This is a genomic window from Pseudophaeobacter profundi, assembly GCF_029697505.1.
GTDB classification, from domain to species: Bacteria; Pseudomonadota; Alphaproteobacteria; order Rhodobacterales; family Rhodobacteraceae; genus Pseudophaeobacter; species Pseudophaeobacter profundi.
The window spans coordinates 327,446-340,675 of record NZ_JARJEF010000002.1 but is presented as its reverse complement, the minus strand read 5'-3'; the positions used below and the strand labels follow the sequence as shown (position 1 = coordinate 340,675).

Below are 13,230 nucleotides of genomic sequence, written 5' to 3'. Positions count from 1 at the left end.
ATGGACGGCACCGTTCTTGTCGCTGATGATGATCGCACTATCCGCACCGTGCTGACGCAGGCCCTGACCCGTGCAGGCTGCCGGGTGCACGCGACCTCGTCGCTAACCACATTGATGCGCTGGGTTGCCGAAGGAAAGGGCGATGTGGTGATTTCAGATGTCGTCATGCCCGATGGCAATGGCCTGGAAATGCTGCCCAAGATCGCCAAAGATCGTCCGGGGCTGCCGGTGATTGTCATTTCAGCGCAAAACACAATCATGACCGCGATCAAGGCCGCCGAAGCAGAGGCCTATGACTATCTGCCAAAACCCTTTGACCTGCCGGAGCTGATGAAGCGCACCGCCAAGGCCATGACGGAATCGCGCAAATCTCCCAGCGGCTCCACCGTGGAAGATCCCGAGCGCCCGGAGGATCTGCCGCTGATTGGCCGCACCGAGGTCATGCAGGCGCTTTACCGTCTGATTGCGCGGGTGATGAACACCGATATGCCGCTGATGATCACCGGCGAGAGCGGCACAGGAAAATCGCTGATTGCCCGTGCTGTGCATGATTTTTCTGATCGCCGGACCCTGCCGTTTGTCTCCGCTTCCGAAAGCGATCTGATGGCGCTGGAAGGGCCGGCGCGGCTGCTGGCAGAGGTCAAGGGGGGGACCCTGTTGATTGATGAACTGGTTGATTTGCCGGATGAGGCGCAGGCGCGCTTGGTGCGGATGATGGATTCCCCCGGCACCCATGCGCCACGCATTATGGCCACCAGCCAAAAGGACCCCGCGGTTGCGATGGAAAACGGCACACTGCGCCAAGATCTTTACTATCGCATGTCCGGCACCGAGCTGGGGGTTCCCAGCCTGCGTGAAAGGGTCGAAGACATTGCTCTGCTGGCGGCGCATTTCCTGGTGAAGGCCGAAAATGACGGCGCGCCGCATCGTTACTTCAGCGACGACGCAAGCGAGATGATGCGCCACTGCGCCTGGCCCGGAAATGTGCGGCAATTGGAAAATATAGTTCGCCGCCTTGCGCTCACTGCGCGAAGTGAAGAAATTTCTCGCGCCGAGGTTGCTGCGGCCCTGGGGCCCAAAACCGATGCGGGGCCAGTCATCGGCGGGGCGGTGAATGAAAAACTGACCGATTCTATCGCGCGTCATTTGCAGCGCTATTTTGATCTGCACGGCGATATCCTGCCGCCACCCGGACTTTATGCCCGGATCCTGCGCGAGGTTGAAGCACCCTTGATCGAGATTGCGCTGTCTGCAACTGGTGGAAATCAGGCGAAATGCGCCGAGTTGCTGGGCATCAATCGCAATACTTTGAGAAAGAAGATTACAGATCTGGATATAGAGGTGACACGGCGCCGCAAACTGATGTAATATCGCCACAGAGCTGTGGTTCGCGGGTATTCGTCCTGTTTCCAACCACGACATATGGCGGTTGACCACGGCGGTCACACATCAGAATGAGGGTGGCGCGTGGCGCAAAGGTCACATCTATGGAGCGGCTATAGGCCTTTTTGGGCCTTGGACCGGTGGCGTAAGACGCGCCAGGCTCGCAATATTGGCACCCTTGGAATGGTCCTGCTGGGGCCATTGCTGGCACTGCTGACCTTTCTCATTTTTGGCCCGCTGGGTCATGGGGCCTCGTCGCGGCCGCTGCGGCTGATCCTGTTGGCGGATATGGTCTATATCATGGCCATTGCGGTGCTGGTGCTGACGCAGATTGTCCGGCTGTTTGCGGCCCGGCGCTCTAAATCGGCGGGATCGCGCCTACACTTGCGGTTGATTGGTGCCTTTGGCTTTCTGGCGCTCGGGCCAACTGTGATTGTTGCGGTTTTTGCGGTTCTGACGGTGAATGTCGGGCTGGAGGGCTGGTTTTCACAGCGAGTGCGTCAGGTGATTGGCAGCTCGCTGTCCGCCGCCGAGGCCTATCAGGAAGAGCAGCGCCGCGATATCTCCACCGATGCCCAGGCCTTGGCTCGGTTTCTGGATCAAAGCCGCAGCCGGAGCTTTTACATCAATGATGCCGAGTTGCGTCAAGTCTTGACCCAGGGGCAGTTGCAGATCCAACGCGGGCTGCGCGAGGCCTATGTCATTGATGGGACTGGTCGTATTCGTGCCCGCGGTGAACGATCCTATGAATTTGATTTTGAACGCCCCAGTGCCGAAGATCTTGCCCGCGCCAGCAGCAATCCCGAAGGCGTCGCCATCATTCAGGACTGGGATAATAACGAGTTCCGCGCCCTGGTACGGCTGAGCGCCTTTGTTGATCGGTTCCTCTATATCAGCCGCGATGTTGATGGCACCCTTTTGAATTTGCTCGATGAAACCCAGGAAACGGCCCTCTTGTATCAGCAGCTAGAGAAAGAGCGCGGTCGTGTTCTGTTTGAATTTGGTCTGCTTTATATCGGCTTTGCGCTGATATTGATCTTGGCGGCCATGTGGCTGGCGATCTGGTTTGCTGAACGCCTGTCCCGGCCTGTGGGGCGCTTGACCGTTGCAGCCCAGCGGGTCGGCGGTGGTGATCTGAATGTTCAGGTCCCCGAGGAAAACGGTGGCGATGAAATTTCGCAATTGGGCCATTACTTCAACCAGATGACGCGGGAATTGCGGGTGCAGCGCGCAACTCTGCTGGAAAATACCAACCAGATCGAGCGACGGCGGCGGTTGTTTGACTCGGTACTCTCCTCGGTGACCTCGGGTGTGGTGGGACTGGATGATGCGGGCAGGATCACCTTTGTGAACCGGTCGGCCGAGCGGCTGCTTGACTGGCACGAAGACCAGCAATCGCTGGATCTGTCGGTTGCGATTCCCGAATTCGGCCCGCTGTTTGCGGCCCTGCTGGCCAGCGGCGGCGAGGCAGAACAGGGGGAGATCAAGGTCAGCCGCCAGGGGCAGCTGGAAAACCTGCTGGTGCGCATGTCGCGGCGGCGCGCGGATGATGGCAGTCTGGAAGGCTATGTTGTGGCCTTTGACGATGTGACCGATCTGGTCAGTGCCCAGCGCATGGCGGCCTGGGGCGATGTGGCACGCCGTATCGCGCATGAAATCAAGAACCCGCTGACCCCCATCCAGCTGAGCGCCGAGCGGATCAAACGCAAGTTTGCGCCAATGCTGGGCGAAGACAATAGCGATCAGCTTCAATCCATGACCGATGTCATCGTGCGTCAGACCAATGATCTGCGGCGTATCGTCAACGAGTTTTCAAAATTCGCCCGTATGCCAGAACCAGAGCGACGCGAGGAAGATCTGGTGACGCTGGTACGGGATGCGGTGACATTGCAACAGACCGGCCAGCCCGACGTCAGGATCACCGCAGATCTGCCGGATACGCCGCTTTGTGCGGATCTGGATGCAACCATGATTGGCCAGGCCCTGACAAATCTGATCAAGAACGCAGGCGAAGCCATTGTAACCCTGCGGCAAAAGAAACCCGATATCGCGGTCGCGCCTGAAATTCGCATTGCTCTGCAGCAGCAGGAGACCGGCGGGTATGAGGTGACGATTGCGGATAATGGCATTGGTCTGCCAGAGGATCGCGCCCGGCTATTTGAACCCTATGTGACCACGCGCAACGAAGGCACTGGCTTGGGGCTTCCTATCGTGAAAAAGATCATCGAAGAACATGGCGGCACGCTTTCTCTTGAAGACGCGCCGCTTTTTGAAGGGCACCAGCATGCTGGTGCCATGGCAGTTATTCGCCTGCCCGCAGCTGCCAGCACGGGCCAGGTGAACCGGAATACAGTGAAAGCAGGTCTGACATGAGTGACATTCTGATTGTTGATGATGAACGTGACATTCGCGAGTTGATTTCCGATATCCTGGAGGATGAAGGCTATGCGACGCGAAAGGCGGGTACCTCGGAGGAGTGTATGGAGCAGCTCAGCCAAGAGCTGCCATCGCTGCTGATCCTGGATATCTGGCTCAAAGACAGCGAGATGGATGGGATCGATATCCTGAAAACGGTGAAACGCGACACCCCCGAGGTGCCGGTGGTGATCATCTCTGGCCATGGGAATATCGAAATCGCTGTCGCAGCGATCAAACAGGGGGCTTATGACTTCATTGAAAAGCCTTTTAATATTGATCAGTTGATGGTGGTTATCCGGCGCGCAATGGAGGCTTCGCAGCTGCGGCGTGAAAATACCGATCTGCGCCGCAAAGAGACTGGCAGCTCTGAAATGGTGGGCTCTTCCGCTGCCTTCCGCGGGTTGATTTCACAGCTGGACAAGGTGACCAAATCCAATGGTCGCGTCATGCTTAGCGGTCCTGCCGGCAGTGGCAAGGAAATCGCTGCACGCTACATTCACACACATTCGGCCCGTGCCGCCGCGCCCTTTATCACCGCCAGCTGCGCCGCGATCGAGCCAGAGCGCATGGAAGAGGTGCTGTTTGGCCGCGAATCCAGCGAGCGGGGCATAGAGCCGGGTCTGCTGGAACAGGCCAATGGTGGGGTGATCTTCTTTGACGAAGTGGCGGATATGCCGCTAGGCACCCAGTCCAAGATCCTTCGGGTGCTGGTGGATCAGCAATTTCAACGGGTCGGGGGCAGCGATAAGCTGCGCGTTGATCTGCGGGTGATCTCGGCCACCAACAAGGATCTTGAGGCCGAAATTAACGCTGACCGTTTTCGCCAGGAACTGTATCACCGGCTGAATGTTGTGCCGATCGAGGTGCCATCGCTGGCGGATCGGCGCGAAGATATTCCACAGCTGGCAGAGTATTTCATCGCTCAGTTCAATGAAATCCAGGGCCTGCCGCTGCGGGCGCTGGCGGATGAAGCCGTTGCCCTGATGCAGACCATGACCTGGCCAGGCAATGTACGCCAGCTAAAGAATATGGTGGAACGGGTGCTGATCCTGGGCGAAGGCACTGGCCCGATTGAGGCCAAGGATCTGCCGCGTGAAGAAGAAAAAGCAACTGATGACGGCCGGGTGGTGCTCTCGGGGGCGCTGGCGACATTGCCGCTGCGTGAAGCGCGCGAAGCCTTTGAACGCGAATACCTGCTGACGCAGATCAACCGCTTTGGCGGCAATATCAGCCGGACCGCGTCTTTTGTCGGGATGGAGCGCTCGGCGCTGCACCGCAAATTGAAGTCGCTTGGGGTGGTAACCTCCAACAAGACGGGGGCCCGTGTGGCCCATGTCGAACAGGAAGAAGACCTCGTCTAGCGCATACCGCGCAACAGTAGATCTCGTTTTTTGCGGATCAAAAACATGCGATATGCTCCCAGGGCGGATTGGATGTGGCGGGCGCTATTTGGGGCACCAGAAGGCACATAGGCAGCAAAATGGCCTACCGACCTTGCCTGAAGGCCGACCTGAAGAGGTAAAGAATAATGGCCCCGGTCTCGGGGTCATTTTGCCATCAGCGGCCGCTTTTTCTGCTTCAAATCGACAGGGTGAATGGGGCAGTGTCAGAGGGCGGGGAAAATCACGGTGCGGCCATCCTTTTGGCGTAGGGCACATGATTCAGGCGTCAAGCCGTGACCCGGTCTTGTCCCATTCGGCTGTGCCTGAAGGCTGGCAATTTGCTGCTGGCTACAGCGTGGCAGTTCTATCTGCTGATAGCCCTTTGCCGCCATGCAGCGCTGTTCAAGCTGTTGGCGCAGGCCTTGGTTCACATCCACCGTATAGCTGCCGCCATCCACCCAATACCCAGGTCGTACCCAGCAGTTGCCATTGGCACAGTGCTGGGTTCCGGGATAATAAACCGGCGGGCGCTGACGAAGCTGATTGGCGACGGGAGCCTGTTTCAGGGATTGGACCTGGCAGGAGAGCGTCGCATCCTGAGTCTGTGCCTGATTTTGCCCGGCATTGTAATAGACGGTAAGGGGACCACAGGCTGCAAGACCAAGCAGCAGAGCAAAGGCGGTGACGCGAGTTCCTTGTGTCATGCCAGAACTTTGCGCCATCTTCGCCAAAGTTACAATTGATTTGACCCCTCCGGTGGCTTCTGTCATGCAAAACTGGCAAAATGGCGCCCAAGGGACAGTGGCATGAAAGTGATTATTTGTGGCGCAGGCCAGGTCGGCTGGCAGATTGCGCGCCACCTCTCTGCTGAACAAAACGACGTGACGGTTGTGGATAGTAACCCTGAATTGGTGCGTCGGGCGACCGATACGCTGGACGTGCAGGGGGTCGCGGGCTTTGCTTCTTATCCGGATGTGCTGGATCGGGCCGGGGCGCGGGATGCTGATATGATCATCGCAGCAACCCATTCGGATGAAGTGAATATGGTCACCTGTCAGGTGGCCCATTCGGTCTTTTCGATCCAGCGCAAGATTGCCCGCCTGCGGGCCCGTAGCTATCTGGATGCAATCTATTCCGATCTGTATCGGCGCGAACATCTGCCCATTGATGTGGTGATCAGCCCTGAACGCGAGGTGGCCGCTGCGGCGATGCAACGCCTGTCGGCACCAGCCGCCTTTGATACCGAGATCTTTATGGGGGGCAAGGCGCAGCTCTTGGGGATTCACATCGACGAAAACTGCCCGGTGGTGAATACGCCGCTGCGCCAGTTGACGGATTTGTTTTCTACTCTGCGCGCTATTGTTGTTGGGGTGCGGCGTGACGGAACCCTGTTTGCGCCAGAACCAGGGGACCAGCTGTTCGTCGGCGATAGCTGCTATGTCTTTGCCCATGCAGAGGATGTGAATCGCACCATCGAAGTCTTTGGCAAGGTTGAGAAACGTCAGGATCGTGTGGTGATCGTTGGCGGCGGGAACGTCGGGCTGGAGGTCGCCAAGGCGCTGGAAAGTGGCACCAGCCGCATTCGCGCCAAGATGATCGAAAAAAGCCGAAAATGCGCCGAAGTCGCCGCCGAGGCCCTGGAGCGCACCATCGTACTGAATGGCGATGGTCTGGATCGCGGGCTGATGATTGAGGCCGGCATTGATCGCGCCGATGCGATGCTGGCCGTGACCGATGATGACAAAACCAATATGCTGGCCGCAGTGCGCGCCAAGGCCGAGGGGTGCCCCTTTGTCATTGCATTGATCAATGACCCCACGCTGTTGCCGCTGCTGGGGCCTTTGGGGATTGATGCTTTCATCAACCCGCGCGCCACCACCGTCAGTTCGATCCTGCGCCATATCCGCTATGGCCGGGTGCGGCAGGTCTATAGCATTGGCGATGCCGAGGCAGAGGTGATCGAGGCAGAGGTCATGGGCACCTCTCCGATGGCGGGGCGGGTCATCCGCGAAATTGATTTCCCCGAAGGCGTTCTGGTTGGCGCGGTCCTAAGGAACGGGGAAGTGCTGCGCCCGTCAGGTGGATTCAAGATCGAAGAGGGGGATGTCATTGCTCTCTTTGCTATGGCGGATGACGTCCCCGAGGTGGAGCGTTTGATGCAGGTTTCCATCGACTATTTCTAGCATGAGACAGCGCAACAAAACCCCATACCGGATCTTGCGCTTGCCGCTGTTCCTGTTGATCTGCTGCGTGGCGTCGCTGGCCATGTGGGTGCCGGCAGTACATGCCCTGGCGCTGAACGATCATCTGACCTCTCGGGCGTTCTTTTATACGGGTGTTCTGGGGCTGTTTATGGTTGCGCTGGCGGGCCTGTCGCTGGGCAATCGGGTGCCGCGCTATGGCATGCCTGGGCAGTTGCTGTCGCTCTTGGCGACCTTTGTGGTCTTGCCCCTGTTCCTGGCGGTTCCGGTGCAGGAATCCCTGCGCAACACCAGTTTCCTGAACGCCTATTTTGATATGGTGAGTGCGGTTACCACCACCGGCGCCGATATTTTCGCCGATCCGGGGCGGCTGCCGGATAGTGTGCATCTGTGGCGCGCTATGGTGGCCTGGCTTGGTGGCTTGCTGATGTGGATCTCTGCCTCGGCGGTGTTGGCACCATTGTCGCTGGGTGGCTTTGAGGTCACCGCAAGAGGAGAGCCGGGCGGTGGCAGCGATGCCCCTCCGCAGGCCCAGAACAGTGACCCCAGGCAGCGGTTGATCCTGATCTCCATCACCCTGGCCCCCGTCTATGCCGGCCTGACGCTGGCGCTGTGGATCTTGCTGATCATCACCGGAGAGGCCCCCTTGGTTGGCCTGACCCATGCGATGTCGGTGCTGTCGACCTCGGGGATTTCGGCGGTGGGCGGCACTGAAAACGCCGGGTCTGGCATTGCCGGCGAGATGGTGATGTTCCTGTTCATGTTCTTTGCCCTGTCCCGGCTGACCTTTTCCAATGATACGGTCACTGTTGGCTCTGGCCGACTGGACAAGGACCCGGAATTCAGAACCGGGGTCTTGATTGTACTGGCCATGCCGCTGGTGTTGTTTCTCTGGCACCTGCTATCCACCTTTGAGGTTGGCGGGCAGACCGAACCGCTACAGGCGCTACGCTCACTCTGGGGTGGGGTGTTTACCGTCATGTCGTTTTTGTCCACAACCGGCTTTGAAAGCGCTGATTGGCAGACCTCTCGGCAATGGTCGGGGCTGCAGACACCGGGCATGATCCTGCTGGGGTTGTCGGTGATCGGGGGCGGGGTTGCCACCACAGCCGGCGGGGTCAAGCTGCTGCGAGTCTATGCGCTCTACCTCAATGGCATGCGCGAGATGGAACGTCTGGTGCATCCCTCTTCCGTCAGCGGTGCAGGCAGTGGCAACAAGCGCATTCAGCGCAATGGAGCCTTTGTGGCCTGGGTGTTCTTTATGCTGTTTGCGCTGTCTCTGGCGTTGATCAGCATTACGCTCTCGGCGGTGGGCAGCGATTTTGAGCATTCGCTGATCTTGGCGATTGCATCCCTGTCCACCACGGGGCCATTGGTGGAAATTGCTGGCAATGAACCCATTATTCTGACCATTCTGTCGCCCATGGCCAAGCTGATCTTGTGTTTTGCGATGATCCTGGGGCGTCTTGAAACACTGGCTATTATTGCACTTTTGTCGCCGAATTTCTGGCGCAGCTAGGGCATCATCTTAATTCTTGGGCAAAAAACGGTGTTTTTCGGCTGGAAACTGGCAAAATCTGCAGTCATAGTTGTTTGTAATTAGCCAGGCTGGTCCGCGGTTTGGTGCAAGAACAAAGGCGAGAGAAAATACTATGGCTTCGGACAGACAAAATTTACAGGATGCCTTCCTCAATCACGTTCGCAAAACCAAGGTTCCGGTGACAATTTTCCTGATCAATGGCGTAAAGTTGCAGGGGGTTATCACCTGGTTTGATAATTTCTGCGTGCTGCTGCGTCGGGATGGCCAATCTCAGTTGGTTTATAAACACGCGATTTCCACCATCATGCCAGCCCAGCCCATCAGCCTATATGAAGGCGAAGACGCCTCTTGATGGAGCATGACAGGATTCGTACCCGCGCTTGGGTGCTTCATCCGGATATCAAATCGGATCAGGGGCGTCGCCCCGCTGAACCTGCCCTGGCAGAAGGCGTTGCCTTGGCTGAGGCGCTGCCTGATCTTGATGTTGTCGGGTCCGGTGTTGTGCGGTTGCCCAAGGCACATGCAGGTATGTTGTTTGGCTCTGGTAAAATCGAAGAGTTGAAGGGGCTGCTGAAAAGCAACGAGGTGGACCTGGTGCTGATTGATGGGCCGGTGTCGCCGGTTCAGCAGCGCAACCTTGAAAAGGCCTGGAACGTCAAAATCCTTGATCGGACCGGTCTGATTCTGGAAATCTTTTCGGATCGTGCCCGCACCCGCGAGGGTGTGTTGCAGGTGGAAATGGCGGCGCTCAACTATCAGCGCACCCGTCTGGTGCGGGCCTGGACCCACCTGGAACGCCAGCGTGGTGGGCTTGGCTTTGTCGGTGGCCCCGGCGAGACCCAGATCGAAGCGGACAGGCGGGCGATTGATGATCAGTTGGTCAACCTGCGCAGGCAGCTGGCCAAGGTGGTGAAAACCCGCAGTCTGCACCGGGCCGCACGGGCGAAGATCCCGTTCCCGATTGTCGCTTTGGTGGGCTATACCAATGCCGGCAAATCAACGCTGTTCAACCGGCTGACCGGTGCCGATGTCATGGCAAAGGACATGTTGTTTGCCACCCTCGACCCAACCATGCGCCGGGTGGAAATGCCCGACGGGCCAGAGGTGATCCTGTCGGATACCGTTGGCTTTATCTCGGATCTGCCGACCGAACTGGTTGCGGCCTTTCGCGCCACATTGGAAGAGGTGCTCGCCGCGGATGTGATCTTGCACGTGCGCGACATCAGCCATGAGGACAGCCAGAACCAGGCCAATGATGTGGCTGCGATCCTGGCGACCCTGGGGGTGGATGAAAACCGCGCCCAGATCGAAGTCTGGAACAAGCTGGATCAGCTGCCAGAAGATGTGGCCGAAGCCCGCCGCCAGCGTGCCGCGCGCGAAGATGGGATCCATGCGATCTCGGCCTTGACCGGTGAAGGGATCGACGCCCTGCTTGCGGATGTCGCCGTGAAACTGGAAGGGGTGCGTCATGTCGAAACCTTTACGCTGCCCTTTTCCGAGGGCAAGCAGCGCGCCTGGCTGTTCCGTCAGGATGTGGTCACCAGCGAAGAACAAACAGACGAAGGCTTTGTCCTGACGGTGCGCTGGACCGACAAGCAAAAGGCGCAGTTCAACGCCATCTAATGCTTCCCAAGCATGTAAAACCACATGAACGCGGCAAGCGCTAGGCGTGGTAAGACATCTTGAAAAGAAAGAGCGCAGGGGTAAACCTGCGCTCTTTTTGCTTTCTGTGGGGCTGTTCAGCCGGTTCTGCCTGACGACCGCAATTGATGGATCAGTTTCGCGGCTGAATTAGGGTCACCCCGACGGCGGCCGCGCGGGCCAGGTCCTCGTCCAGCGACATCGGCACATATTCGCCGCGACGCCATAGCTGCGCCATGTCATCATAGTTGCGCGACAGGAAATGCCCAGATTGCCCCGTCGCCAGAATGAACAAGGAACTGTCAGGGTCAGCAAAGTCATAGACACCGCGATAGCCGGCCGCGTGAATGTTCTGAAACGGCGTGGGATCCTGGCCCGAGGTCAGGCCACGCTGCAGAGTATTGTCGCCGCCACTGGTGGACTGGCGAATATTGACAAAAAACCGCAGTATCGGCACTGCTCCCAGGGTTTCATGGTCATGGGTCGCCTGATGCGCATCGCCCCAGCGCAGGGATTCCAGCGCGGTGCCATAGCGTGCTTCGATCCAGATCAGCGCATCATCCAAGGCTAGTCGGGCCATGTCGGTGCAGGTTTCACGCGGCGCGCTTTGGCGCACATCACACCAGATGCCGGCGCCCTCAATGTCGCGGTAGACACGTTCGATAAACAAGGGGTCCACCTGGCTGTAGGCGCTGGCCAGTGGTCCCAGATCATCGGTAATCAGCCGCTTCTGCAGGGCCCGCAGCCAGGCCGCGTAAAGCAGCGGTTCGGGCAAGTGTTCGTTCATCTCGCCATTCCATTCCGACAAGAGCGACAGGGCGATCTGGCGTTGCCGCGTGCGGCTGCCCTCTTCGGCGGTTTCGCCGGTAAACCACAGATCCGCCCCGATCACCGGCAGCAAAGAACGCGCAGTATAGGAAACCGTGTCAAGCTGGGCCTCCATGAAACTGTCGCGGGTATGAACCTCACGGTTTTGCATCAGGCGGCGCCAACGATTGATCCGTTGGGTATCGCCCCAAATGTAAGAGACATGATTGGGAAAGGGGCGTTCCAGGATCTTGTTGTTGGTATTGCCCAAAATACCACCACGGGGACTGATGAATTCGGGGTTGGCGGCATAGGGGGCACGCCCCAGCCAGCGGTTTTCCTGCAGCCAGCCCTGGCTGGGCAGGCGACCCCTGCTTTGATGGCGGGCGTCGCGGGCCGGAAAGGCGCCGATGGTTTTTTGGGCGATGGTCTGCTGATCCGCCAGTACGAGGTTCTGCGAGGGGGCGATGAAACCGTCTGCTGCGGAAATTGCCTCTGTCACGCTGGACGCGCGCATCAAGCCGATTGCGGCCGTCATAGAGGTATCCTGCGGGTCCAGCGCGGTCCAGGCGAGGCTGACCACATGCCCCGGCGGGGTGATGGTCGACAGATCAAACAAGGAGCCGGGAAGAACGGGGCCGTTTTCGCTCCATCGCAGGGTCAGGGTGACGGGGGCACGATCCTTGATTTTGATGATTGAGGGGCGGCTGGTGAACTTGCGATAGCCCTGCGGGCTCAGATATTCCTCTGGGGTTTCCGGGTTGAGCTTTTCGATGAACAGGTCCTGATCATCCAGGTATGATGCGGTAATGCCCCATCCCAGATCTTCCGAGCGGCCGGACAGGATGGCCGGGATGCCGGGAATGGTGCCGCCGATGATGCCGCCAGTGGCCAGCTCCATGCGGGCCAGATACCAGCTGCCCGGCGCGCTGAGCGTCAAATGTGGATCATTGGCCAGCAAAGTCCCGCCAGAGGCAGAGCGGCTTGGCGCGGCGGCCCAGGCATTGGATGCGCCTGCATGGCCGCGCGGCGGCACCGGAAACAGGCTGTTGCCAAATGGGGCTTGGCTGTCGGGCGATGCGGCACTGGCCGAGGCTGTCAAATTGGCATAGCGCGCCACATCGGGAAAGATCGCGGCATATTCTGGCAGGGCGGTGGTGCCCTTGCCCGGCGCATCCGGCAGGATATCGCGCAGCCGGTCGGGATCTGTCAGGGCAAGAGAGGTGCGGGCCCGCAGCACCTCTTCCTGTAGATGGTTGGAAGATTTCAGTGCCATCAGTTTCATCAGTGCGATGCTGTCGGCGGGCTGCCAGGGCGACATTGGCATATTAAACAAGAACATCTCGGGCGCGCCACGCCCGAGCGCCTCTTCGTTTATTTCCAGAAGACGTGCGTTCACCCCGGCAGAATAGGCCTTTAGCGCCTGACGGGTTTCGGGCGACTGCGCCGACACCGACTGCTGCGCCAGGCCATAGAGATCCAGGCGCCGCAAAAAGATATCGGTCTCAACCGTGCGGGTGCCAAAAATCTCTGACAAGCGCCCCTGGGCGGTTCGTCGCATCACCGCCATCTGCCAAAGGCGATCCTGCGCATGGGCATAGCCAAGGCCATAATAGACGTCTTCGTCACTGGCGCCGTAGCTGCCGAAAATATGCGGCACATTGGCGTTGTCGCGGACAATTTCGACCGGCGCAGACAGGCCGGGCAGGGCAATTTCCTTATCATAGTCCGGCAGGGATTGCGCCGCCAGGTAATAGGCCAGGCCGCTGGCCAAAAGCGCCAGTAGAATCAGTGCGGCGGCAAGCCGAAAGAGCCAGCGAAAAAGACGTGCCATTTGGGGCTTTTTTTCCTGTTTATT

The 13,230-nt window shown here is 58.7% G+C and carries 9 protein-coding genes; 7 read left to right on the top strand and 2 right to left on the bottom strand.

The annotated features are described in order from the left end of the window. From P2081_RS04805 to ntrX, 3 genes are all read left to right on the top strand, one after another. A complete protein-coding gene (locus tag P2081_RS04805) occupies positions 1-1,368 on the top strand; it encodes a response regulator (RefSeq protein ID WP_278921740.1) in 1,368 nt (455 codons plus the stop codon). Positions 1,369-1,467: 99 nt separating this feature from the next. Further along, entirely contained in the window at positions 1,468-3,756 is a 2,289-nt protein-coding gene (locus tag P2081_RS04800) for a sensor histidine kinase NtrY-like (protein WP_278921739.1), read from the top strand. After that, on the top strand, positions 3,753-5,162 hold the full coding sequence (gene ntrX, locus P2081_RS04795; RefSeq protein WP_278921738.1) for a nitrogen assimilation response regulator NtrX: 1,410 nt from the start codon (positions 3,753-3,755) through the stop codon (positions 5,160-5,162). Before P2081_RS04800 ends, ntrX begins: the two co-directional genes overlap by 4 nt. A 245-nt stretch (positions 5,163-5,407) precedes the next feature. Here ntrX and P2081_RS04790 read toward each other — a convergent pair whose 3' ends face one another. Continuing rightward, positions 5,408-5,887, bottom strand: coding sequence for a hypothetical protein (locus tag P2081_RS04790; RefSeq protein ID WP_278921737.1), 480 nt, complete (start codon positions 5,885-5,887; stop codon positions 5,408-5,410). A gap of 102 nt (positions 5,888-5,989) precedes the next feature. Here P2081_RS04790 and trkA point away from each other — a divergent pair, with 102 nt between their 5' ends. From trkA to hflX, 4 genes are all read left to right on the top strand, one after another. After that, on the top strand, positions 5,990-7,366 hold the full coding sequence (gene trkA / locus P2081_RS04785; protein ID WP_278921736.1) for a Trk system potassium transporter TrkA: 1,377 nt from the start codon (positions 5,990-5,992) through the stop codon (positions 7,364-7,366). 1 nt (position 7,367) lies between these two features. Then, positions 7,368-8,903 (top strand): TrkH family potassium uptake protein, encoded by a 1,536-nt coding sequence (locus P2081_RS04780; protein WP_278921735.1) that lies wholly within the window; start codon positions 7,368-7,370, stop codon positions 8,901-8,903. 133 nt (positions 8,904-9,036) lie between these two features. Further along, a complete protein-coding gene (hfq, locus tag P2081_RS04775) occupies positions 9,037-9,276 on the top strand; it encodes an RNA chaperone Hfq (protein WP_008204623.1) in 240 nt (79 codons plus the stop codon). After that, on the top strand, positions 9,276-10,547 hold the full coding sequence (gene hflX / locus P2081_RS04770) for a GTPase HflX (protein ID WP_278921734.1): 1,272 nt from the start codon (positions 9,276-9,278) through the stop codon (positions 10,545-10,547). Before hfq ends, hflX begins: the two co-directional genes overlap by 1 nt. 151 nt (positions 10,548-10,698) lie before the next feature. Here hflX and P2081_RS04765 read toward each other — a convergent pair whose 3' ends face one another. Then, positions 10,699-13,206, bottom strand: coding sequence for a penicillin acylase family protein (locus P2081_RS04765; RefSeq protein WP_278921733.1), 2,508 nt, complete (start codon positions 13,204-13,206; stop codon positions 10,699-10,701). Positions 13,207-13,230 lie beyond the last annotated feature (24 nt).